This window comes from Streptomyces racemochromogenes (assembly GCF_044129415.1).
In the GTDB taxonomy this organism is placed as follows: Bacteria; Actinomycetota; Actinomycetes; order Streptomycetales; family Streptomycetaceae; genus Streptomyces; species Streptomyces racemochromogenes_A.
In genome coordinates, this window is record NZ_JBBDHD010000028.1 from 40,172 (window position 1) to 63,514 (window position 23,343).

General features: G+C 76.2%; 20 protein-coding genes. 13 read left to right on the forward strand and 7 right to left on the reverse strand.

Going from position 1 to position 23,343, the window contains the following annotated elements:
• Positions 1 to 177 precede the first annotated feature (177 nt).
• The 4 genes from WDV06_RS13835 to WDV06_RS13850 all read left to right on the forward strand — a co-directional run bounded on the left by WDV06_RS13835 (position 178) and on the right by WDV06_RS13850 (position 5,073).
• The gene (locus WDV06_RS13835; RefSeq protein ID WP_042813038.1) at positions 178 to 621 is read left to right on the forward strand and encodes an SRPBCC family protein; all 444 of its coding nucleotides are present in this window, start codon (positions 178 to 180) and stop codon (positions 619 to 621) included.
• A 211-nt stretch (positions 622 to 832) separates the two neighbouring features.
• A complete protein-coding gene (locus WDV06_RS13840) occupies positions 833 to 1,666 on the forward strand; it encodes a M55 family metallopeptidase (protein WP_395510008.1) in 834 nt (277 codons plus the stop codon).
• A complete protein-coding gene (locus WDV06_RS13845; protein WP_395510009.1) occupies positions 1,659 to 3,059 on the forward strand; it encodes a M20/M25/M40 family metallo-hydrolase in 1,401 nt (466 codons plus the stop codon). Before WDV06_RS13840 ends, WDV06_RS13845 begins: the two co-directional genes overlap by 8 nt.
• A 13-nt stretch (positions 3,060 to 3,072) precedes the next feature.
• A complete protein-coding gene (locus WDV06_RS13850) occupies positions 3,073 to 5,073 on the forward strand; it encodes a S9 family peptidase (RefSeq protein WP_395510010.1) in 2,001 nt (666 codons plus the stop codon).
• 370 nt (positions 5,074 to 5,443) lie between these two features.
• Here WDV06_RS13850 and WDV06_RS13855 read toward each other — a convergent pair whose 3' ends face one another.
• Positions 5,444 to 6,151: a hypothetical protein gene (locus WDV06_RS13855; protein ID WP_395510011.1), complete on the reverse strand. Its 708-nt coding sequence runs from the start codon at positions 6,149 to 6,151 to the stop codon at positions 5,444 to 5,446.
• A gap of 35 nt (positions 6,152 to 6,186) precedes the next feature.
• Here WDV06_RS13855 and WDV06_RS13860 point away from each other — a divergent pair, with 35 nt between their 5' ends.
• Positions 6,187 to 6,741 (forward strand): GNAT family N-acetyltransferase, encoded by a 555-nt coding sequence (locus WDV06_RS13860; RefSeq protein ID WP_395510012.1) that lies wholly within the window; start codon positions 6,187 to 6,189, stop codon positions 6,739 to 6,741.
• Positions 6,742 to 6,934: 193 nt separating this feature from the next.
• Positions 6,935 to 8,923, forward strand: coding sequence for a DUF5107 domain-containing protein (locus tag WDV06_RS13865; RefSeq protein ID WP_395510013.1), 1,989 nt, complete (start codon positions 6,935 to 6,937; stop codon positions 8,921 to 8,923).
• 76 nt (positions 8,924 to 8,999) lie between these two features.
• On the opposite strand, the gene WDV06_RS13870 is transcribed toward WDV06_RS13865, so the two are convergent.
• A complete protein-coding gene (locus WDV06_RS13870; protein WP_395510014.1) occupies positions 9,000 to 9,821 on the reverse strand; it encodes a methyltransferase domain-containing protein in 822 nt (273 codons plus the stop codon).
• A gap of 314 nt (positions 9,822 to 10,135) precedes the next feature.
• Between WDV06_RS13870 and WDV06_RS13875 the strand changes: the two genes are divergently transcribed.
• The 3 genes from WDV06_RS13875 (at position 10,136) to WDV06_RS13885 (ending at position 14,140) form a co-directional block, all read left to right on the forward strand.
• The gene (locus WDV06_RS13875; protein ID WP_395510036.1) at positions 10,136 to 11,395 is read left to right on the forward strand and encodes an aminotransferase class I/II-fold pyridoxal phosphate-dependent enzyme; all 1,260 of its coding nucleotides are present in this window, start codon (positions 10,136 to 10,138) and stop codon (positions 11,393 to 11,395) included.
• A 33-nt stretch (positions 11,396 to 11,428) separates the two neighbouring features.
• On the forward strand, positions 11,429 to 12,628 hold the full coding sequence (locus tag WDV06_RS13880; protein WP_395510015.1) for an MBL fold metallo-hydrolase: 1,200 nt from the start codon (positions 11,429 to 11,431) through the stop codon (positions 12,626 to 12,628).
• Positions 12,629 to 12,724: 96 nt separating this feature from the next.
• Positions 12,725 to 14,140, forward strand: a complete 1,416-nt coding sequence (locus tag WDV06_RS13885) for an amidase (RefSeq protein WP_395510016.1) — start codon at positions 12,725 to 12,727, stop codon at positions 14,138 to 14,140.
• Between the two features lie 56 nt (positions 14,141 to 14,196).
• Here the strand turns inward: WDV06_RS13885 and WDV06_RS13890 are convergent, their stop codons facing one another.
• From WDV06_RS13890 to WDV06_RS13900, 3 genes are read right to left on the reverse strand one after another with little or no spacing between them, the layout of a single operon-like run.
• Positions 14,197 to 14,577, reverse strand: a complete 381-nt coding sequence (locus tag WDV06_RS13890; RefSeq protein WP_395510017.1) for a MazG-like family protein — start codon at positions 14,575 to 14,577, stop codon at positions 14,197 to 14,199.
• A 31-nt stretch (positions 14,578 to 14,608) separates the two neighbouring features.
• Positions 14,609 to 15,214: a DedA family protein gene (locus tag WDV06_RS13895; RefSeq protein ID WP_395510018.1), complete on the reverse strand. Its 606-nt coding sequence runs from the start codon at positions 15,212 to 15,214 to the stop codon at positions 14,609 to 14,611.
• A 38-nt stretch (positions 15,215 to 15,252) separates the two neighbouring features.
• Positions 15,253 to 16,029 carry an MBL fold metallo-hydrolase gene (locus WDV06_RS13900; RefSeq protein WP_395510019.1) on the reverse strand — a complete coding sequence of 259 codons (777 nt, stop codon included), beginning with the start codon at positions 16,027 to 16,029 and terminating at the stop codon, positions 15,253 to 15,255.
• A gap of 118 nt (positions 16,030 to 16,147) precedes the next feature.
• Between WDV06_RS13900 and WDV06_RS13905 the strand changes: the two genes are divergently transcribed.
• The 4 genes from WDV06_RS13905 (at position 16,148) to WDV06_RS13920 (ending at position 20,660) form a co-directional block, all read left to right on the forward strand.
• On the forward strand, positions 16,148 to 16,552 hold the full coding sequence (locus tag WDV06_RS13905; RefSeq protein ID WP_395510020.1) for a hypothetical protein: 405 nt from the start codon (positions 16,148 to 16,150) through the stop codon (positions 16,550 to 16,552).
• A 31-nt stretch (positions 16,553 to 16,583) separates the two neighbouring features.
• Complete coding sequence (locus WDV06_RS13910; protein WP_395510021.1) at positions 16,584 to 18,716, forward strand: alkaline phosphatase family protein; 2,133 nt, start codon at positions 16,584 to 16,586, stop codon at positions 18,714 to 18,716.
• Between the two features lie 75 nt (positions 18,717 to 18,791).
• The gene (locus WDV06_RS13915; protein WP_395510022.1) at positions 18,792 to 20,207 is read left to right on the forward strand and encodes an amino acid permease; all 1,416 of its coding nucleotides are present in this window, start codon (positions 18,792 to 18,794) and stop codon (positions 20,205 to 20,207) included.
• 105 nt (positions 20,208 to 20,312) lie between these two features.
• Positions 20,313 to 20,660, forward strand: a complete 348-nt coding sequence (locus WDV06_RS13920; RefSeq protein WP_395510023.1) for a hypothetical protein — start codon at positions 20,313 to 20,315, stop codon at positions 20,658 to 20,660.
• Between the two features lie 84 nt (positions 20,661 to 20,744).
• Here the strand turns inward: WDV06_RS13920 and WDV06_RS13925 are convergent, their stop codons facing one another.
• Both WDV06_RS13925 and WDV06_RS13930 read right to left on the reverse strand, forming a co-directional pair.
• On the reverse strand, positions 20,745 to 22,325 hold the full coding sequence (locus WDV06_RS13925; RefSeq protein WP_395510024.1) for an RNA polymerase sigma factor: 1,581 nt from the start codon (positions 22,323 to 22,325) through the stop codon (positions 20,745 to 20,747).
• Positions 22,326 to 22,571: 246 nt separating this feature from the next.
• Positions 22,572 to 23,333 (reverse strand): class I SAM-dependent methyltransferase, encoded by a 762-nt coding sequence (locus WDV06_RS13930; RefSeq protein ID WP_395510025.1) that lies wholly within the window; start codon positions 23,331 to 23,333, stop codon positions 22,572 to 22,574.
• Positions 23,334 to 23,343 lie beyond the last annotated feature (10 nt).

The window sequence follows — 23,343 nt, forward strand, 5'->3', positions numbered from 1 at the left end:
CCGCGGACCGCACGGCGGAGGGGGCCGCGGACCGCTCGGCGGAAGGGCCGGGGAGGCGCTCCGGCCGGTCCCCGGCCCCCGCCGGGCGCGGTCCGCCCCGGCCCCCGGATTTGGGCGGCCGCCCCCGAGGTGGTTGGCTTGCCGCGAAGAACGGACACAACTGCTGGAGGAACAGGTATGGCGCAGGTCGAGGCCACCACGGAGCGCATCATCGGGGCCGACGCGGAGACCGTCTTCGACGCGCTGGCGGACTACACCGGCACCCGGGGCAAGCTGCTCCCCGAGCACTTCAGCGAGTACGAGGTGCGCGAGGGCGGCGACGGCGAGGGCACCCTGGTCCACTGGAAGCTCCAGGCCACCAGCAAGCGCGTCCGCGACTGCCTGCTGGAGGTCACCGAGCCCACGGACGGCCAGCTCGTGGAGAAGGACCGCAACTCCTCCATGGTCACCACCTGGACCGTCACCCCGGCCGGCGAGGGCAAGTCCAAGGCCGTCGTCAGCACCGTCTGGAACGGCGCGGGCGGCATCGGCGGCTTCTTCGAGCGCACCTTCGCGCCCAAGGGCCTCGGCCGCATCTACGACACCGTCCTCGACAACCTGGCCCGGGAAGTCGAGGCCTGACCGACGCCTCCGGCCCGTCAGGCCAACTCCCCTGGCGCGGCTCACCGGTTCGGGTGGATTTCCCGGCCCCGCGGCGGACGTTCGCGGCGCCCGGGCCGCACGCGCGCCGGGTCGCGCCCCGCGCCCCGCGCGGCCCGGGCGTGGCCCCGGGCCGGGGAGCGCCCGGGCGGCTAGGGTGGGGCCCCAGTCGACCCGACCCACCGGGGGCCCGATGAAGATCCTCATCTCCGCCGACATGGAAGGCGCCACCGGCGTCACCTGGCCCGCCGACGTGCTGCCGGGCACCCCGCAATGGGAGCGCTGCCGGGGCATGTTCACCTCCGACGTCAATGCCGCGATCCTCGGCTTCCACGACGGCGGCGCCGACCGGGTCCTCGTCAACGAGGCCCACTGGACCATGCGCAACCTGCTGCTGGAGAAGCTCGACGCCCGCGCCGAGATGATCACCGGACGCCACAAGTCCCTCTCCATGGTCGAGGGCGTCCAGCACGGCGACGTCGACGGCGTCGCCTTCGTCGGCTACCACACCGGCGCCGGGGCCGAGGGCGTCCTCGCCCACACCTACCTGGCCAACTCCCTCACCGGGGTCTGGCTCGACGGACTGCGCGCCAGCGAGGGCGTCCTCAACGCCCACGTCGTCGCCGAGTACGGCGTCCCCGTCATCCTCGTCACCGGCGACGACCTCACCTGCGCCGACGCCGCCGGCTACGCCCCGGACGCACGCACCGTCGCCGTCAAGGACCACGTCTCGCGCTACGCGGCCGTCTGCCGGACCCCGGCCCGTACCGCCGCCGACATCCGGGCGGCCGCCACGGAGGCCGTGAAGCTCGCCGTCCGCCACGAACCGGTGCGCGGCGGCCCGCACACCATGGAGGTGGAGTTCGACGCGGAACACCTGTCGATGGCCGCCACCGTCGTACCGGGCGTCGAACGGACCGGTGAACGCCGGATCGCGTACACCAGCGGGACCATGTACGAGGCGATCCGCACCTTCAAAGCGGTCACCACGGTCGTCTCGGCGGCTCTGGAGGAGCAGTATGGCTGACATGGAACGGCTGCACGGCGGACCCGGCGCGGCGGGCCCCCTCGCGGCGGGCCCGTTCGCGGCCGCCGCCGACGGGTCCCTGGACGCGGCCGCCTTCGACGAGGTGGTCGCCTTCACCTCCGAGCTGATCCGCATCGACACCGGCAACCGCGGCGGCGGCGACTGCCGGGAACGGCCCGCCGCCGAGTACGCGGCCGAGCGCCTCGCCGGGGCCGGCCTGGACCCCGTCCTCCTGGAACGCACCCCGGGCCGCACCAACGTGGTGGCCCGGGTCGAGGGCACCGACCCCGGCGCGCCCGCCCTCCTCGTCCACGGCCACCTCGACGTGGTCCCCGCCGAGGCCGCCGACTGGAGCGTCGACCCCTTTTCCGGAGAGGTGCGCGACGGGGTGGTCTGGGGCCGCGGCGCGGTCGACATGAAGAACATGGACGCCATGGTGCTGGCCCTCGTACGGGCCTGGGCGCGCACCGGCGCCCGCCCGCGCCGGGACGTGGTCATCGCCTTCACCGCCGACGAGGAGGACAGCGCCGTCGACGGCTCGGGCTTCCTCGCCGACCACCACCCGCACCTCTTCGAGGGATGTACGGAGGGCCTGAGCGAGTCCGGTGCCTTCACCCTGCACACCGGCCCCGGCCGGGCCCTCTACCCCATCGCCGCCGGCGAACGCGGCACCGCCTGGCTGAAGCTGACCGCGCACGGCCGCACCGGGCACGGCTCCAAGCCCAACCGGGACAACGCCGTCACCCGGCTCGCCGCCGCCGTCGCCCGCATCGGCGACCACGAGTGGCCGCTGCGCCTCACCGACACCGTCGCCGCCTGCATCACCGAACTCGCCGCCCTCCAGGGGCTGTCCGTCGACCCGCGCGCCCCCGGCACCGACCTCGAAGCCGTCCTCGGCAAGCTGGGGCCGGCCGCGGCCCTCGTCGAGGCCACCCTGCGCAACAGCGCCAACCCCACCATGCTCAGCGCCGGTTACAAGCTCAACGTGGTCCCCGGCCGCGCCACCGCATACGTCGACGGCCGCACCCTGCCCGGCGGCGAGGCCGAGTTCGCGGCCGTCCTCGACGAGCTCACCGGCCCCGACGTGGACTGGGAGTTCCACCACCGCGAGGTCGCCCTCGAAGCCCCCGTGGACGGCCGGACCTACGCCGTCCTGCGGGAGGCCGTCGAGCACTTCGACCCCCACGGGCACGCCGTCCCCTTCTGCATGGCGGGCGGCACCGACGCCAAGCAGTTCTCCCGCCTGGGCATCACCGGCTACGGATACTCCCCGCTCAAGCTGCCGCCGGGCTTCGACTACTGGGCCCTGTTCCACGGCGTGGACGAGCGGGTCCCCGTCGAGGCCCTGCACTTCGGCGTCCGCGTCCTGGACCGCGCGCTGCGGAACCTGTGATGGGGGCCCGGTGATGGCGGCGGCCGCGGCCTGCGCCCCCTACGGCAGCTGGCCCTCGCCGCTCACCGCCGCCCACGCGGCCGCCCACGACGGGCGCCCGGAGTACGTGGGCACCGTCGGCGCCGACGTGTGGTGGACCGAACCCCGCCCCGAGGAGGGCGGCCGCCGCACCCTGGTGCGCCGGCCCGCCGACGGCGGCCCCGCCCGGTCCGTGCTGCCCGCGCCCTGGAACGTGCGCAGCCGGCTCACCGAGTACGGGGGCCTGCCCTGGGCGGGGGCCGAACGGGCCGGCCGGGGACCGCTGGTGGTGTTCGTCCACCACGCCGACCAGCGGCTCTACGCCCACGAGCCCGACGCCCCCGGAGCCCCGCCGCCCCGCCCGCTGACCCCGGTCTCGGCGACCGGCGGGGGGCTGCGCTGGGCCGACCCGGTCCTGCGCGGGGCCGAAGTCTGGTGCGTGCTGGAGGAGTTCACCGGCCCCGCCCCGGGGGACGTGCGCCGGGTCGCGGCCGCCGTCCCGCTGGACGGCTCCGCCGCCGATGACCGGGCCGCCGTCCGGGAGCTCACCGACGACCGCCACCGCTTCCGCACCGGGCCGAAGCCCTCGCCCGACGGGCGGAGCGCCGCCTGGCTGGTGTGGGACCACCCCCGGATGCCCTGGGACGGAACGGAACTCCAGCTGGCCGACGTACGCCCCGACGGCACGCTCGGCCCGCCCCGCACGGTGTTCGGCGGGCCGCGGGAGGCGGTGGCCCAGCTGGCCTGGGCCGCCGACGGGAGCCTGCTCGCGGTGAGCGACCGCAGCGGCTGGTGGAACCCGTACCGGGTGGACACCGAGGGGGGCGGGGCCGTCGCCCTGTGCCCCCGCGAGGAGGAGTTCGGCGGCCCGCTGTGGCAGCCGGGGCTGACCTGGCTGGCGCCGCTGCCCGAAGGGCCGGTGGCCGTGCTGCACGGCCGGGGCTCCTGCGTCCTCGGCGTCCTCGACCCCGACACCGGCGACCTGGTGGACGCAGCGGGGCCCTGGACGGCCTGGCAGCCGGGCCTGGCCATCAGCGGCACCCGCGTCTACGGGGTCGCCGCCAGCCCGCGCAGCGCGTACGAGGTCGTCGAGCTGGACACCGCCACCGGACACGCCCGGGTGGTCGGCGCCCGGGCGGCGGACCCCGTGGACCCGGCCCACTACCCCGAGCCGCAGACCCGGACCTTCCCCGGCCCCGGCGGCCGCGAGATCCACGCCCACGTCTACCCGCCCCACCACCCCGCCGTGCGGGCCCCCGCCGACGAAGCGCCCCCGTACGTGGTGTGGGCGCACGGCGGCCCCACCGGCCACGTGCCGCCCGTACTGGACCTGCACATCGCCTACTTCACCTCGCGCGGCATCGGCGTCGTCGAGGTGAACTACGGCGGCTCCACCGGCTACGGCCGCGCCTACCGCGAGCGGCTGCGCGAACAGTGGGGCGTCGTCGACGTGGAGGACTGCGCGGCCGTCGCCCGCGCCCTGGCGGACGAGGGCACCGCCGACCCCCGCCGCCTCGCGATCCGCGGCGGCAGCGCGGGCGGCTGGACGGCGGCCGCCTCCCTGGCCGCCACCGGCCTGTACGCCTGCGCGGCGATCATCTACCCGGTCCTGGACCTGCGGGGCTTCGCCGCGGAGACCCACGATCTGGAGTCCCACTACACCGACGGCCTCGTCGGCCCGCCGCAGACCCTGGAGCTGCGGTGCCGCGAACGCTCGCCCGTGGCCCGCGCCGACCGGATCACCGCCCCGTTCGTCCTCCTCCAGGGCCTGGAGGACCCCGTCTGCCCGCCCGCCCAGGCACAGCGCCTGCTGGCCGCGCTCCGCGCCCGGACACCCGTGGTCCCGCACGCCTACCTCGCCTTCGAGGGCGAGGGCCACGGCTTCCGGCGGGCGGAGACGATGGTGCGGGCCCTGGAGGCGGAACTCTCCCTGTACGCCCAGGTCTTCGGCTTCGACAGACCGGACGTACCGCGGCTGGACCTGAGCGGCGGCTGAACGGCCCGGGCCGGCGGCCCCGGCCGCCCGCGGACCGGCAGCCGCCCGGACGGGCCGGCCGTGCACCGCTCGCCGGAGACCGGCGTCCCGCACCGGACGCGGACCCCGGGACGCCCACGGACGGTCCGGGCACGCCCTGCCGGCAGGCGCCCCGCGCGGACCGCGGCGGAACAGGGAGCCCGGCCCCGGGACGGCGGCCACCGCACGGGTCTGCCGGCAGCCGCGCCCGGGGGCGGGCTCGGGACGGTCCGTGCCCACTCCGCACCGACGAGGTCGCCCCACGCCAGGCCGGGCGCGGGCCCCGGCGCGGGCGGCCGGTGTGCACCGTGCCGGGCGGATCTCCGCCGGACCGCGGTGGTCCGGCCCGGGCTCAGGACGTGCGGAGCCAGACGCGCAGCGGGCCGAGGGGGCTGAACCCGGCGCGTACGGCGGCGTCCAGGTCCGCGCCGTGCTCGTAGCCCACCACCGGCAGCTCCGGCCAGTGGCGGGAGGCCGTGCCGAGGGCGAAGGCCCGGGCGGCCTCGGCGTCCGGCCCGCTCCCGCCGAACACGTTCGAGACGCCCACCACCCCGCCGCCGGTGCTGAGGACGGCCCCGGCCTCGATCCGGCCCCCGTCACGGCCGGCCAGGAAGACGATGCCCTCCCGCAGCAGTCCGGAGTGGAACACCCCTCCGCGCCCGCCGCCGGACCAGGCCGCCTCCCAGCGTCCCAGCTCCCCGGGGGCCTCGACCTCGTCCCACTCCAGCCGGCCGCCGGCCGGTGCGACGGCGGCCCCCGCCGGACGGTGCACCCACTGAGCCTCGAACAGGACCTCGAACCCGTCCGGGGCCAGGTCCAGTGAGGCGAAGCTGTCCTTCACCGAGCAGCCGGGGGTGGCGGTGTCGACGCCGGCGAGCACCTCGGCGGCCGTCGCCGAGGGGGCGAGGGTGACGGCGTCGGGGTACAGCGGCGGGGTGCGCCGGGGGCTGCACCACAGGCCGCGGCGGAAGTGGCCGGCACGGGAAACGGCCGCGCACCATTCGGCGTTGTTGCGGGCGGCGGCGCGGAGCAGCGCGGGGGCGTTCGGTTCGTCGGTCACACCGGGGATGCTGCCACGGGTCGTAGCCTGGGGTGATGCCGATGTCCACGTCCACGTACCTGAGGGAGGGCGCGCGGGTGGGGCTGCGCCCCTTCCGGCCCGCCGACGGACCGGAGTTCACCGCCCGGGTCCGCGAGAGCCGCTCGCTGCACGAGCCCTGGCTGTACCCGCCGGACACGATCGAGGAGTACGAGCCGTACGCCGCCGCCCTGGCGGAGGGCGGCGTCCGGGCCGGCTTCCTGGTCTGCGAGCTCGCCGGCGGGGCCATCGCCGGCTTCGTCAACGTCAACAACATCGTCCGGGGCGCCTTCCAGTGCGGGGCGCTGGGGTACGGGGCCTTCGCGCACGCGGCGGGGCGGGGGCTGCTGGGCGAGGGCCTGGACCTCCTGCTGGCGCACGCGTTCGCCGACACGGGCCGGGGGCTGGGGCTGCACCGGCTGGAGGCGAACATCCAGCCGGGCAACACGGCCTCGATCGCCCTGGTCCGGGGGCGGGGCTTCCGCCTGGAGGGGCTCTCCCCGGACTTCCTGCACGTCGCGGGGGCGTGGCGCGACCACGAACGGTGGGCGCTCACCGCACCGGCGCCCTGACACCGCGGGTGCCGCCGGGCGGCGACTCCGGCCCGCGAAGCGGGCGGTGTCCCGCGCAGCGGCACCCCTGCCCGGACGCACGTGCGGGTGGCCACCGCCGACGCCGGGCCCGCGCGCCGCTTTGCGTAATCCTGACCGGTGGTGATGCGCGGAACCCCTGTGCACCGCCCGTGGTGGCGTGTTCCATTCCCCCATGGCCACCACCGTCCGACGTGTCCCACTGACCCTCCCCGCCGCCCCCCTGGGCCCCGACAACCCGCTGCCCGCACTGCGCGCCCCCGACGGGGTGCACGCACTGGACGAGCGCTCGCGCGAAGGGCTGCCGCGCGACATGGCCCGCCAGATCGGGTACGAGCCGCTGCGCTCGCTGCTTCCCGTCCGCATCCGCGACGGCTACGGACGCCGCCGCGCGGAGCGGGAGTTCGAGGCCGTCGTCATCGACAACGGCCGGCTGCGGGCCACCGTGCTGCCTGGCCTCGGGGGGCGGGTCCACTCGCTCGTCCACCTCCCCACCGGACGCGAACTCCTGTACCGCAACCCCGTGTTCCAGCCGGCGAACTTCGCCCTCAACGGCGCCTGGTTCTCCGGCGGCATCGAATGGAACATCGGCGCGACCGGCCACACCGCCCTGTCCTGCGCCCCGTTGCACGCCGCGCTCGTACCCGCCCCCGACGGGGGCGTCATGGTGCGGCTGTGGGAGTGGGAGCGGCTGCGCGACCTGCCGTTCCAGGTGGACCTCTGGCTCCCGGAGGACTCGGACTTCCTGTACGTCGGCGTCCGCGTGCGCAACCCGCACGAACGGCCCGCCGCCGTCTACTGGTGGTCCAACACCGCCGTCCCCGAGAACGCCGGGACCCGGGTCCTCGCCCCCGCCGACGAGGCCTGGCACTTCGGCTACGAGCGGGCGCTGCGCCGGATCCCCGTCCCCCGGTGGGAGGACGCGGACCGCACGTACCCGCTGGAGAGCACCTACCCCGCCGACTTCTTCTACGAGGTGGGGCCCGAGGCCGCCGGCCGCCCCTGGATCGCCGCCCTCGACGCCGGGGGGCAGGGCCTGGCGCAGGCCTCCACGGGGCTGCTGCGCGGGCGCAAGCTGTTCGTGTGGGGCGCGGGCGCGGGCGGCCGGCGCTGGCAGGAATGGCTGACGGAACCGGGTACCGGGGGGTACGCGGAGATCCAGGCCGGGCTGGCCCGGACCCAGCTGGAACACGTACGGCTCGACGCCGGGGCGGAGTTCAGCTGGCTGGAGGCGTACGGGCCGCTGTCCGCGGACCCGGCGGCGGTGCACGGCGCCGACTGGGCCGCGGCGCGCGCGGCGGCCGGGGCGGCGCTGGACGCGGCGCTGCCGCCCGGCACCCTGGACGCGGCGCACGAGGCGTGGCGGGGCGTCTCCGCCGACGCCGAGCCGGACGGCGGGCCGGGGGAGTGGCTGGCCCGTGGCTCGGGCTGGGGCGCGCTGGAGGTGCTGCGCGGCGGCTTCGCCCTGCCCGGTACCCCGTTCCCCGAGGCCGTCCTGGAGGAGGAGCAGGAGCCCTGGCTGGCGCTGTGGCGGACGGGTGTCCACCCGGCGCCGCGGCGGGTCGTCCCGCCGGGGCCCAGCCTGGTGGCCGCGCACTGGCGGGACATGCTGGAGACCGCCCCGGCGGACCCGCTGACCGAGTACCACCTGGGCGTGGCCCAGTGGCACGCGGGCGACACCGCGCAGGCCGTGCGCAGCTGGGAGCGCGGACTGGCGCTGGCCCCCTCGCGCTGGCCGCTGCTGCGCTGCCTGGCGGTGGCGGACACGCTGGCCGGGGACCGGGAACGGGCGGCCGACCGGTACGCCGAGGCGTTCGAGGACCTGGCGGCCGAGACCCGGGGCGGGGAGGCCTGGACGGCGGCCGAGTCCGCGCTGGGCCGGGAGGCGATGGCGGCCCTGCTGGCGGCGGGCCGCCCGGCGGGGGCGCGGGCGGTCTGGGACCGGCTGCGGCCCGCGCTGCGGGAGCAGGGCCGCTTCCGGCTGCTCGCGGCGCGGCTGCTCGCTGCGGAGGGGCACGTGGGGGCGGCCCGGCGGGTGTTCGAGGAAGGCTTCGAGCCGGCGGACCTCAGGGAGGGGGAGGAAACGCTGTCGGAGGTCTGGTCGACGGTCTCGGGGGCGCCGCTTCCGCCGTCGTACGACTTCCGCATGCGGCCGCCGGAGTAGCCCCGCCGGCGGGCGGGGCGCGGGCCCGGGGCGGAGCCCCGGGAAACGGGGCCGGCCCCGCGCCTCGGCTACCGCGTCACGCGCGGCACAGCAGCTCGCCGTTCAGCACCGAGAACCACGCGTCGGGCGCGGCCCCCCACTCCCGCCAGGCGGCGGCGACCCGGGACAGGGCGTCGCCCGTGGCGTGCCCCCCGCCCACGGCCGCCTCCGCGTACGACGAGGCCGTCGTCCGGTCCGCCCACAGACCGGACCACCACGCCACCTCCTCCGCCGTCGCGTAGCACCACGCCGTCGCCGACGCGCGGACGTCCGTGAAGCCCGCCGCCCGCGCCCACGACAGCAGCCGCCGCCCGGCGTCCGGCTCGCCGCCGTTCGCGCGGGCCACCCGGTGGTACAGGTCCAGCCACTCCTCCAGTCCCGGAGTCGCCGGATACCAGGTCATGGCCGCGTAGTCGGCGTCGCGCACCGCCACGATCCCGCCCGGCCGGCACACCCGCCGCATCTCCCGCAGGGCCCGCACGGGGTCGCCCACGTGCTGCAGCACCTGGTGGGCGTGGACCACGTCGAAGGTGTCGTCGGGGAACTCCAGGGCGTGGACGTCCGCCACCGCGAACTCCACGGCCCCCTCCAGCCCCCGCTCCGCCGCGCAGGCGGCCGCCTGCGCCAGGACGTCGCGCGCCGCGTCGACCGCGGTGACCCGGCCGCCCGGCGCCACCAGCTCCGCCAGGTCGGCGGTGATGGTGCCGGGGCCGCATCCCACGTCCAGCACCCGCATGCCCGGGCGCAGCTCCCCGACCAGGTAGGCGGCCGAGTTCGCGGCGGTGCGCCAGCGGTGCGAGCGCAGGACCGACTCGTGGTGGCCGTGCGTGTAGACGGCCGTCTCGTGGGCGTCGCTCATGGCGGTCTCCTCCTCGTCGAAGTGATGTGATCACCGTAGGCGATCCGACCGCGATCCGAGACGGGCGTTTTGACATGTGGACACAAGCCTTGTTTCCCAAGGGGGTTGGCCGAAGTTTGCGGCTGCGACCCCGCCCATCTCGTCGGACGTGCCACCCGGGGCGGACGCGCGGCTGAAGGCGAGGGATAGCGGGCATTGTGGCGGAAATAATCGTATAAAGGGCAGGCCGGTCGATGGCGCTCCCGGCCGCGGCCGGCGGCAGCGGCATGGATGGCTCCGAGCACCGGGCAGCGGAAGGCGGGCACGTGGCGGGGATGGCCGAGGGGACGACGCGAGGGCCGGCCGGGGCCGGGGTGTGGAGGCTGGCACCGGAGGGGCGGGGACCGGTCCGCTACGGTCCCCCCGCTCCCGAACCGGGCCTGCCGGTCCTGCCGGAGCTGCGGGCCGCCCTCGCCGGGGCGGCGGACCGGGCCGCCCCCGAGCCCCCCGGCGGCGGGGAACCCGTCCGCGGTGCCGCCTGCCGGTACTGGGCGCGGCGAGGACTCCCCACCGCACCCGAGAACGTCGCCGCCGGGCCCGGCGCGCCCGCCCTGCTGCTGGCGCTGCTCGGCGCGTACGGCGGCGACGTGCTGCTGCCCCGGCCCTGTCCCGCCTGGTGGACCCCACAGGTCCGGCTGCTGGGACGCCGGGCCTACCACGTGCCCACCCCCGCCGAGTGCGGCGGCGTCCCGGACCCCTACGCCCTGCTGGAGACGGTTCGGCGGGTACGGGCCGAGGGCGGCGACCCGCGCGTGCTGCTGCTGTCGGTGGCCGACGACCCGACGGCCACGGTGCCGCCGCCCGAGATGCTCCGTGAGGCCTGCGAGGCGGCCACCGACGCCGGCCTGTTCGTGGTCAGCGACGAGAGCTGGCGCGACACCGTCCACCGTCCGCACGACACGCTGGTGCTCAGCCCCGCCGAGATGCTGCCCGACACGGCCGCCGTACTCGTGGACCTGTCCGGCGCGCTCCTGCCGGGCGGCTGGCCCGCCGCCGTGGCCCGCTTCCCCGCCACCCCGCGCGGCACCTGGCTGCGCGCCCGCACCCTCGACATCCTCACCGCCACCGGCGCCCTCGTGGCCGGCCCCGTCGCCGGGGCGGCCGCGCACGCGCTGGACGAGCCGGACCACGTCGCCGGACGGGCCTACGCGGCCGCCGCCCTGCACGGCGCGGTGGCCGCGGCCGCGCACCGGGAACTGCTCGCCGCCGGGGCCCTCGCCAGGCCCCCGCAGGCGGGGCGCCACCTGTACGCGGACCTCACTCCGCTGCGGGCCGGCCTGGCCCGGCACGGGGTGGGCGACGCGATGGAACTGGAGGACTGGCTGGGCGGACGGCTCGGCTCGCCGGCCCCCGGCGGACAGCGGTTCGCGGACGAACTGGGCGCACTGCGCGTACGGCTGTCGACCGGCCCGCTGCTGGGCGCCACTCCGCAGGAGCGGCTCGCCGCGCTCGGCGCCCGCGACCCCCTGGACCTGCCGCACGTCCGGGGCGCGCTCGACCTGCTCGGCTCGGTACTGGCCGGGCTGGCCGACTGACACCGACGACCGCCGCTGAACGGAGACCGCTCGATGAGGGACCAGCCGGAAACCCCGGTGACGACCGTCCGCACCCCGCCCCCGCACGGCGCCCCCTCCCCGCCCGCCCCGACGCCGCCGTCCACCCCCGCGCGCCGCACCACGCTCCCCGCACCCCCGGAACCCGGCCCGGTCCCGCCGGGCCCCTCCGCCGGGAGCCCCGCCCCCCGGCCCCTCGGGGAGCCGCGGGTCTGGCCGCGGTCGTTCCGGGACCGGCTGACCACGCCGCTGCCCGGGGTGCGCGGCCTCGCGCGGCTGGCCCGGGAAGGGGCCTTCCGGCCCGGGCCCGACGGGCTGAGGGGTATCCCCGACCTGCCCTACCGGCCCGCGCCGCTGCCCGCCGTGGCCCCCGGCGCCGTCTGCGTGACCTGGGCCGGGCACGCCTCCTGGGTGATCCGGACCGGCGGCCTGACGGTGCTCACCGACCCCGTCTGGTCCCGGCGGATCCTCGGCACCCCGGCCCGGATGACGCCCCCCGGCGTCCGCTGGGAGGAACTCCCGCCGGTGGACGCCGTGGTGATCAGCCACAACCACTACGACCACCTCGACGCCCCCACCCTCAGACGGCTCCCCAGGGACACCGCCCTCTTCGTACCGGCGGGCCTCGCCCGCTGGTGCCGCCGCCGCGGCTTCCGCCGGGTCACCGAGCTCGACTGGTGGGAGTCCGCCGAACTGGGCGGCGTACGCTTCGACTTCGTCCCCGCCCACCACTGGTCCAGGCGCACCCTGCTCGACACCTGCCGCACCCTGTGGGGCGGCTGGGTGCTCACCGACCGGGCGGGCACCGGCCGCACGGTCTACTTCGCGGGAGACACCGGCTACGGGCACTGGTTCGGCGAGATCGGCCGCCGCCACCCCGGCATCGACCTCGCCCTCCTGCCCATCGGCGCCTACGCCCCGCGCTGGTGGCTGCGCGACGTGCACGCCGACCCGGAGGAAGCCGTGCGCGCCTGCCGCGACCTCGGCGCCCGCCGGATGGCCCCGATGCACTGGGCCGCCTTCGTCCTCTCCGCCGAACCGGTCATGGAACCCCTGCACCGCGTCCGGGCCGCCTGGGCCCGGACCGGGCTGCCCCGCGAGGACCTCTGGGACCTGCCCGTCGGCGCCTCTCGCACCCTCGCCCCCGCCCCGGACGCCGATACCGGCGGCGGGGGGCGGGGCAGGCTCCCGTCCGCCGCGCGCGAGGCTCCGTAGGACCCGGCCCGGCCGGATCCCGCCCCTGTCGTGGACCGCCCGGCCGGCATACCGTGCCACCACGGAACACCCCGGTGGAGGAAGGCGCGTACGCACGTGGACGACGGTGAGCTGATGTTCCTGGGCGCGGCCCGGCAGGCGGAGCTGGTACGGGAGGGGAAGGTGAGCGCCCGGGCCCTCGCGGAGGCCTCGCTCCGCCGGATCGCCGCACTGGACCGGCACCTGGGCGCGTTCCGCGTGGTGCGGGCCCGGGAGCGGGTCCTCGCCGAGGCCGACGCGTGCGACGCGGCCCGGGACGCCGGGACGGAACTGCCCCTGCTGGGCGTGCCCGTGGCGGTCAAGGACGAGCTGGACGTGGCGGGTGAGGTCACGACCTTCGGCGGCGCCGCCAACCTGACCCCGGCCGCCGGCGACTGCGAGGCGGTACGCCGGCTGCGGGCGGCCGGAGCCGTCGTCGTCGGGAAGACGACGATGCCCGAGTTCGGCCAGTGGCCGTTCACCGAGTCCGCCGCCCACGGCCGCGCCCGCAACCCCTGGGACACCTCCCGCACCACCGGCGGATCCAGCGGCGGCAGCGCCGCCGCGGTGGCGGCCGGCCTGGTCGGCGCGGCCCTCGGCGGTGACGGCGGCGGCTCGATCCGCATACCCGCCGCCTGCTGCGGGCTCTTCGGCCTCAAACCGCAGCGCGGCCGCGTGCCCACCGCCCCGCAACCGCACCTGTGGCACGCGCTCGGCACCATCGGCCCGCTCACCCGCGGCGTGCGCGACAGCGCCCTGCTCTACGACGTCCTCAGCGGCCCCGCGGACGGCGACCGCTGGACGGCCCGCCCCACCGCCACGAGCTTCGCCCGGGCGGCGTCCACCGGGCCCGGGCGGCTGCGGATCGCCTGGTCGGCCAAGCCCGCCGTGCCGGGCGTGCGCCCCCACCCCGAGCACGTGGCGGCCCTGCGGCGGACCGCGGAACTGCTGCGCGAACTCGGGCACGACGTACGGGAGGTGTCCCCGCGCTACCCCGACGCCACGGCGGCGTTCCTGCCGCAGTTCTGCGGGGGCGTGCGGGCGGAGGCGGCGGCCGTGGAGCGCCCGGAGCTCCTGGAGCGCCGCACCCGGCAGACCCTGGCGCTGGCCCGGCTGGTGCCGGAGGCCGCGGTGGAACGGGCCGTACGGGCGGGTGAGCGGCTGGCCGACCGGGCCGACCGGGTCTTCGCCGGGGCGGACCTGCTCCTCACCCCGGCCCTCGCACACCGGCCGCGGCGGGTCGGCGCGCTGGACGGGGTGGGGCTGGCGGGCGCGCTGATCCGCTCCCGGCCGATGGTCGCGTACACCGCGCTGTGGAACGTGACCGGACATCCCGCCGCGTCCGTCCCGGCCGGGTTCGGGACGGACGGCCTGCCGGTCGCCGTCCAGCTGGTGGGGCGGCGGCACGAGGAGCCGGTGCTCGTGGGCGTCGCCGCCCAACTGGAGTCCGCCCGCCCGTGGACGGCCCGCCGGCCGGCCCTCCCCGCCGCCTGAGCCCCGGGGCCGCTGCGCCGGACCGCCCCGCGCGGCGGCCCGGCGGCCGGGCGGGTTCAGGCCCCGTCGCCCCCGCCGGCCGGGGGCGGCAGGAACCGGCCCGCCTTCAGGGCGAGTTGCCGCGCGAAGTACTCCGCCGCGTCCGGCCGCATCCGCGCCAGCGCCACCATCCCCGTGATGATCACATCGCACACCTCGTCATGGACGTCGCCCCAACTGTGCGACCGCCCCTTGCGGGGATTCGCCCCCGTCGCACCGATCACCGCCTGCGCGGCCTCGCCGAACTCCTCGCCGATCTTCAGCACTTGGAGGACATGGCTCTGCGGCGGCGCCACCCCCCGTTCGGCGGAGGCCGCGTCGAAGCGGTCCGCGAGCGCGCGCACCGTCTCCCAGGCGGACGCGAACGGCGTTCCGCCACCGCGGAGTTCCTGCGTCATCGGACACCCCTTCGTCCCGGAGGGGAGGAGCCTACCCGGCCGGGCCGCGCCCACCCCGCGCCCGCCGCCACACCGCCGGGCCGCCGCTGATCACCACCGTCAGGGCCACCGCGAGGGCGACCCCCTTCCACGGCTCGGAGAACAGCGAGCCGCCCAGGATCCCGATCAGCCCGTACGTCGCCGCCCAGGCGAGACACGCCGGAGCGTCCCCGCGGGCGAACCGCCGCAGCGGCATCCCGCCCAGCAGGCAGGCCAGCATCACCGGGATCCGGCCCGCCGGGACCAGCCGCGACAGCACCAGGACCAGCACCCCGTGCGCGTCCAGCCCCGTCCGCGCCCGCTCCAGCCGCTCCGGCGCGGTCCGCCGGCGCAGGGACTCCAGCATCCGCGAGCCGCCGCGCGACCGCACCCCCCGCTGCCCGAGCCAGTACAGCGCCAGGTCCCCGCAGAAGGCCGCCAGGGCCGCCACCCCGAAGACCGGCACCACCCCCAGGGGCAGCGACCGCTGGTGGAACGCCACCACCGCCGCGGAACTCACCAGCGCCCCCGTCGGGATCACGGGGACCAGCGCCCCCAGCGCGACCAGCACGAACAGCGCCGGATAGCCCACCGCCCGCTGGGTCGTCTCCGGAGGCACCCGCCCGACCACCTCCGCCGCCCCCTGCCACCACCCCGTCACGGCAGCCGCACCCGCTCCCCGTGCCCGGGGACCCGGACGGCCACCTTCGGCGCGAGCACGGCCGCCAGCCGGGCGAACTCCTCGCCCGGCGCGTGGAACTCGTGCGGCCGGACCGCGTCCATGCCGATCGGCCAGTACGTCCCGTAGTGCACCGGCACCGCCGCCGGCGGAGCCAGCCGCACCAGCGCCCGCGCCGCACCCTCCGCGTCCAGGTGCCCCGGCCCCAGGTACGGCCCCCAGCCGCCCACCGGCAGCAGGGCCACGTCCACCGGCCCGGCCTCCTCGGCCATCGTGTCGAACAGGCCCGTGTCCCCGGCGAAGTACGTCCGCGCCGAACCCTCGACCACGTACCCCAGCGCCCGCACCCGCTGCGGGCCGAACGGCACCCGCCGCCCGTCGTGCCGGGCGCTGACCGCCCGCACCCGTACGCCCTCCCGCACCCCGACCTCCTCGCCCGGGACCACCTCCGTCACCGCCAGGCCCCGCGACCGCGCCAGCCGCGCCAGCCCCGGCACCGCCCGGCGCGCCCCGCGCGGCACCACGAGCCGGGTGCCGGGTGCCAGCCGGGCCAGCGACGGCAGGTGCAGGTGGTCGGCGTGCAGGTGCGACACCAGCACCACGTCCGCCTCGGCGGCCTCCGGCGGCGGGGGCGCCCCGCGCCGGCGCCGCAGGTGGGCCAGCCGCCGGACGAACAGCGGATCCGTCAGCACCCGCACGCCCGAGTCCCGCACCGTGCACGTGGCGTGTCCCCACCAGGTGATCTCGACCGGCACCCCCGCACCCCCCTTCCCTCGACCCGTCGAGCCTAGGCCTTCCCCGGCCGGCCCGCCCGGAAGCGGAACCCCGCGGCCCCCTCCTGCGCGGGCCCGGATCGGAGTAGGGTCGGGCGCCATGGATGCGTTGCGCGTGGCCGCGATCGCCAGCCTGGCCCCGCTGGAGGAACTCGACGCCGACCCCTTCGCCGTGGACACCCGGAGCCAGCACGCCATGTGCGCGCGCTGGGCCGCCGCACAGGGGTACGTGGTCACCCGTCAGCTGCTCTTCTACGGGCTGCGGGCCGACCACTGCGGACTCTGGAGCGACGTGGACGCCGGCCACGTCGACCTGTTCGTCGCCCCCAACCGGCGGGTCCTGGCCCGCGCACTGCGTTCCGTGGAGGAGTTCACCGCCGAGTGCGCACGGCGCGGCGTACGCCTGGAGACCGCCGGGATCGAGGAGCCGCGCTACACCCCCGCCATGAAGGCGGAGGTGCACCGCAGGCTGTCCATGCCGACCGCCGGCTACGACGGCACCTGAGGGCGGGTACGGCGTGGGGCGGTGGCGCGCCGTGGGCGGCGCACTGGTGAGGGTGCTCCTCGTGTGGGCGGCGTCCACCCTGACCCTGCTCGTGCTCGCCGGACTGCTGCCCGACTTCCGCCTCCAGTCCGCCGACGGCGACAGCGTCACCCGCGTCGGGCTGACCGCCGCCTGGGGCGCCGGGGCCTTCGGCCTGCTGACCGCCCTGGTCTGGCCGCTCGTCGTACGGGCCCTGCTCCTGGTGCCCGCCCTGGTGCTCGGGCTGCTCGTCTTCTTCCTCAACGGCTCCCTCCTGCTGCTCGCCCTCAGCCTGATCCCCGAGGACCGCGGCGCGGCGGCCGCCCCCGAGACGGCGGTGGTCGTCGCCGCGGCGATGTCCGCCGTCGCCTCGGCCACCTCCACCGCGCTCGCGGTGCGCGACGACGAGGCGTACCGGCGCCGGCTCCGCCGGCTCGCCTCCCGGCGGCGCCGCCGTCGCGGACCGCCCCCGGGCGGCCCCCCGGGCCTGGTCTTCCTCCAGCTCGACGGGGTGGGGTACCGGCTGCTGTGCCGGGCGGCGGCCGAGGGGCTGATGCCGACGGTGGCCGACTGGCTGGAGCACAGCCACCGCGTCATGCCCTGGCGCACCGACTGGTCCAGCCAGACCGGCGCCAGCCAGCTCGGCATCCTGCACGGCTCCACCTTCGACGTGCCGGCCTTCCGCTGGTACGAGAAGGACACCGGCGAGGTGATGGTCTGCAACCGGCCGACCAGCGCCGCCGAGCTCCAGCGCCGCGCCGTGGAGCGCACCCGGGACGGCGGACTGCTCACCCTGGACGGCGCCAGCCGGGGCAACCTGTTCAGCGGGGGCGCCGACCAGCTGGCGCTGGTGCTCTCGGTCGCGGCCCGGCGCGGCCGCGCCAACCGCTCGCGCGCGGGCTACTTCGCGTACTTCTCCGACCCGGCCAACGCCGTCCGCACCGCCCTGTCCTTCGTCGCCGAGGTCCTCCGGGAGATCGGCCAGTCGCTGCGCTCGCGGCTGCGCGACGAGCACCCCCGGGTGGCACGCGGCGGGCTGTACCCGCTGATCAGGGCCTTCGCGACGGTCGTCGAGCGGGACGTGGTGGTCTCGGCGGTGATCGGCGACCTGTTCGCGGGCCGGTCCGCGGTCTACGCGGACCTGGTGGCCTACGACGAGGTGGCCCACCACTCCGGCCCGCACGGCCGGGACACCGACCGGGTGCTCGCCCGGCTCGACCGGAGCCTCGCGCTGCTCGCCCGGGTCGCCGAGCACGCGCCACGCGAGTACCGCTTCGTCCTGCTGTCGGACCACGGCCAGAGCCCGGGGGAGACCTTCCTCGGCCGCTACGGGCTCAGCCTGGAGGACCTCGTCCGGGCGGGCTGCGGGCTGCCCGTGCCGCGCCGGGCCGGCCGCACCCGCAGCGGGGCCGAGGCCCGGGCGGCGGTGCTGGCCGCCCTCCACCGCCCGGTGGAGGAGGACGGGGAGGAGGCGCGCCCCGGCCCGGGCCCGGACCCGGTGGTGCTGGCCTCGGGCAACCTCGGGCTGATCTCCTTCCCCCGGCTGCCGGGCCGTGCCCGCCGCCGGGCGATCGAGCGGGCCCACCCCGCCCTGCTCCCCACCCTGGCCAACCATCCCGGGGTGGGCTTCCTGCTGGTCGACGGGGAGGTGCTGGGCCCCGCCGGGGCCTCGGCACGGCTCGACGCACCGGGGGCCGCGGAGGAGCTCCTGGCGGCCTTCGGGCCCGGGGCGGCGGACGCGGTCCGCCGGACGGACTCCTTCCCGCACGTCGCCGACATCATGGTCAACTCCGCCTACGACCCCCGCACCGGCACGGTGCACGCCTTCGAGGAGCAGATCGGCTCGCACGGCGGCCTGGGCGGGGAGCAGGGGCACCCGTTCCTGATGTGGCCGACGGTCCTCTCGCAGCCCGCTCCGGACCTGGTGGGCGCCGAGGCCGTGCACGAGCTGCTGCGCCGCTGGCTGCGCGAGGCGGACGGCCCCCAGGTCCCCCTCCCGCCGCGGCCCCCCGGCCGGCAGCCGGGCGATGACGGCCCGGAGGATCACCGGCCGGACGATCACGGGCCGGAGGATCACCGGCGGAAGGGCGAATCGAGCGGAACCCTTCCTTCCGCAGGGGGTGCGGCGCCGGACGAACCCCGGTGATTTGGCGCGGACTTCCCCGTGGTCAACCATGTGGTGACCTGCCCACCATGTGAGACATTCCGAGGCGCACCACCGATGACCAGCACCGCCGCCCCGCCCGCCCAGCAGAGCACCGCCCCCGGGGCCGCCGGAACCCACACGCCGGTCACGCCCGGGCAGGCGCCCGCTCCGGCCGACCGCCACGCCCGCCGCTTCGGCCTCCCCGTCGCCGTCTGCCTGGTCATGGGCAACGTCATCGGCGGCGGGATCTTCCTGCTGCCCGCCTCGGTCGCGCCGTTCGGCACCATCAGCCTGCTGGCCTTCGCCGTCCTGACCGTCGGAGCGGTCGCCCTCGCCCTGGTCTTCGGCCGCCTCGCCCAGCGCCACCCGCAGACCGGCGGCCCCTATGTGTACGTGCGCGCCGCCTTCGGCGACTTCGCGGGCTTCCTCGCCGCGTACAGCTACTGGATGACCGCCTGGGTCTCCAACGCCGCCCTCGCCGTGGCGTCCGTCGGCTACCTCGCGGTGCTCTTCCCGGCGGTCGGGGAGCACAAGTGGTCGATGTGTCTGGCCGCCCTCGCCGTCCAGTGGCTGCCGGCCCTCTCCAACCTGGCCGGCACCCGGTACGTGGGCGCCGTCCAGGTGGTCGCGACCGTCCTGAAGCTGGTGCCGCTGCTGCTGGTGGCCGTCGGCGGCCTGTTCTTCTTCGACCCGGCCAACCTCGGTCCCTTCCAGGCCGCCGGCCAGAGCCCGGTCGGGGCGGTCTCCGCGTCCGCCGCGATCCTGCTCTTCAGCTACATCGGCGTCGAGTCCGCGGCCGTCAGCGCGGGGGAGGTCCGGGACCCGGCCCGCAACGTCGGCCGCGCGACCGTCCTCGGCACCGTCGGCGCAGCCGTCGTCTACCTGCTCGGAACCCTGGCCGTCTTCGGGCTGGTCTCCCACGAGAAGCTGGTCTCCTCACAGGCCCCCTTCACCGACGCCGTCGACACGATGTTCGGCGGGACCTGGGGCGGCACGCTGGTCGCCGGCGCGGCCGTGATCTCGATGGTCGGCGCCCTCAACGGCTGGACCCTGCTCGGCGCCCAGACCCCGTACGCGGCCGCCAAGGACGGACTCTTCCCGAAGGCCTTCGAGAAGAAGCGGCGTGGGGTCCCGGTGACCGGCGTCCTCGTCACGGTCGTCCTGGCCTCCGCGCTGACCGTCTACAACTACACGGCCGGCTCCGCGGCGGTCTTCGAGGCCCTGGTCCTCATCACCACCTTCACGGCGACCGTTCCCTACCTGCTCTCCACGGCCGCCCAGCTGTACTTCCTGGCCTCGGGGCAGTCGGGGCGGGTCCGGCGCGGGCAGCTGGTCCGTGACGCCGTCCTGGCCGGCCTGGCGTTCGCCTTCTCGATGTGGCTGGTCGCCGGTTCCGGGTACGCGGCCGTCTACCAGGGCGTGCTGTTCCTCTTCGCCGGTGTCCTGGTCTACGCCCTGATGTCCGCCCGCAAGCGCCGCGCGGCCGCCTGACCCCGCAGGGCCGTCACCCGGACGGCCCATCCCGGATGCCGCCGCCGCCGCGCCGGGGGATTCTGTGGCCATCGACCGTCGCCACCCACAGACGAGGACCGCGCCATGTCCCAGATCCGGCGTATCGGCGTCATGACCGGGGTCGCAGCCCTGCTGCTGGCCGGCACCGCGTGCTCGGCGGACCGCACCACGGTGGGCGTGCTCACCTTCAGGGGCCATGACTCGCCCGTGGAGGTCAGCTACGCCAACACCTCCGTGCAGGGCTGCCACCGCATCGGCATTCCGCACGGGGCCACGCACGTCGCCAACAACACCCTCGTCGACGTGATCCTGTACCGGACGCCGGACTGCCGGCACGGCGAGCAGGAGGACGGGATCTACGTCGCGACCACCCTGTCGAACGTGACGGCCCCCTCCAGCCTGCCGTGGCGCAGCTGGAGCGTCGTCCACTGACCCCTTCCCGGCCCGGAACCCCCGGCCGGGAACGACGGAGCCCCCGGCCATGCGGCCGGGGGCTCCGTGCGTGTCCGGTGCGGATCAGTCCAGGTAGTCGCGCAGGACCTGCGAGCGCGACGGGTGGCGCAGCTTCGACATGGTCTTGGACTCGATCTGGCGGATGCGCTCACGGGTCACCCCGTACACGCGGCCGATCTCGTCCAGCGTCTTCGGCTGGCCGTCGTTGAGGCCGTAGCGCATGGAGACCACGCCCGCCTCGCGCTCCGACAGCGTCCCCAGGATCGACTGGAGCTGCTCCTGGAGGAAGGTGAAGGACACCGCGTCCGCCGGCACGACCGCCTCGGAGTCCTCGATGAGGTCACCGAACTCGCTGTCGCCCTCCTCACCCAGGGGGGTGTGCAGGGAGATCGGCTCACGGCCGTACTTCTGGACCTCGATGACCTTCTCCGGGGTCATGTCGAGCTCCTTGCCCAGCTCCTCCGGGGTGGGCTCGCGGCCCAGGTCCTGGAGCATCTGGCGCTGCACGCGGGCGAGCTTGTTGATGATCTCGACCATGTGCACGGGGATGCGGATGGTGCGGGACTGGTCGGCCATGGCGCGCGTGATCGCCTGCCGGATCCACCAGGTCGCGTACGTGGAGAACTTGAAGCCCTTGGTGTAGTCGAACTTCTCCACGGCGCGGATCAGACCGACGTTGCCCTCCTGGATCAGGTCCAGGAAGAGCATGCCGCGGCCGGTGTAGCGCTTGGCCAGCGAGACCACGAGGCGGAGGTTGGCCTCCAGCAGGTGGTTCTTGGCGCGGCGGCCGTCCTCGACGAGGATCTCCAGCTCGCGCTTGAACGCGGGCTTGTGGTCCTCCTCCTCTTCGAGCTTGTACTCGGAGAACAGACCGGCCTCGATGCGCTTGGCGAGCTCGACCTCCTGCTCGGCGTTGAGCAGCGGCACCTTGCCGATGAGCTTGAGGTAGTCCTTGACCGGGTCGGCGGTGGCACCGGCCACCATGACGGTCTGCGCCGGGGCGTCGTCCTCGTCCTCGTCGGACAGCACGAAGCCCTGGCCGCCGGCCTTGGGGGCCTCTTCCTCGGTCTCGTCGGCGAGGTCCTCGACGGCCCAGTCCTCACCCTCGACGACCGGGTTCTCGGCGTCGTCGGCGTCCTTGGCGGTGGTCTTCTTCGCGGCGGTCTTCTTGGTGGCCGTGGCCTTCTTGGCCGCGGTCTTCTTGACCGTGCGCTTCTTGGGCTCGGCGGCGGCCTCGGCCGACACCTCCTCCGCGGCGGCGGCCGACGGAGCGGATATCGCCGCGGCGGCGGCCGGGGCGGCGGCGACCGACGCCTTGCGGGCGCCGATGGGGCGCGGCGCGGCGGCCGCCTTCTTGGTCACGGTGCGGGCCGGGGCGGCGGCTGCCTTGCGGGGCTTCTTGGCAGCAGCCTTGGTGGCGGGGGCGGCGCTGACGTGGAGGGCGACACCCTCCTCGTCCAGGACCTGGTTCAGGCTGCGCAGGACCCGCTTCCACTGGTCCACCGGGATGCGGCCGGCCTCGAAGGCCTGGCGCACGTCGTCACCGTTGATGTGACCCTGCTCGCGGCCGCGCTCGACGAGCGCGACGAGGGCCTCCGATTCGGCGATCTCCGGAGGGAACGTACGGGACGGGCTGAGCGACACAAGGAGCCTCTCGTTGCGAACAGATAAGGGGTGGGCGGGAATCATCGCGCGGACTCGGGAAACAGTCCCCCGAGGGGCTGTATTCCGGGGCCGCGCGAGGACACCTGTCGGTTCATCGCCTGCCCGAGTCGATTCGTTACGCGCTGAATTGAGTGACCTGCGCCACGCTGTGGCCGGGCAACCGATCCCGCGCGGATCCGTCCGTGCCGGACCCGTGCCCGATCCGCGCCGCGCGCACGCCCCGCATCAGTCCGGTTTGCGGGCCTCTATGAGGAAACGGGCGGTGTGCGCGACGAACGGGCCGTCGCGCTCGATCCGTTCGTGGAGCTCGCGCAGCCGGTCCCGGTACTGCCCGACCGTGAAGCCCGGCACCATCCAGATCACCTTCCTCAGGAAGTAGATCACGGCTCCGATGTCGTGGAACTCCGTGCGCAGCCGCTCGGAGCGCAGGTCGACCACCTCCAGGCCCGCCTTCTCCGCGTCGGCCACGGCGTCGTCGGGGTGCCGGGCGCGCCGGACCTCCTCCGGCTGCGGGCCGAGGAAGTACTCGACCAGCTCGAAGACGCTGGCCGGACCGACCTGCTGCGAGAAGTAGGTGCCGCCCGGCCTCAGCACCCGGGCGATCTCCTCCCACCAGATGGTCACCGGGTGCCGGCTGGTCACCAGCTCGAAGGCCGCGTCGCCGAAGGGCAGGGGCGGCTCGTCGGCGTCCGCGACCACCACGGCGCCCAGCGGGTGCAGCAGCCGGGTCGCCTTCTCGATGTTCGGCGGCCAGGACTCCGTGGCCGCCGTCAGCGGCGGCAGCGGGCCCGCCCCGGCCAGCACCTCCCCGCCGCCCGTCTGGATGTCCAGGGCGGAGCGGACCCGGGACAGGTGTTCGCCCAGCAGCCGCTGATACCCCCAGGAGGGGCGCTGCTCCGTGGCGCGGCCGTCCAGCCAGGAGAAGTCCCAGCCGTCCACCGAGACGGATTCCGCCTCGGCGACGAGATGGTCGAAAGTGCGCGTCATGTCTCGATCG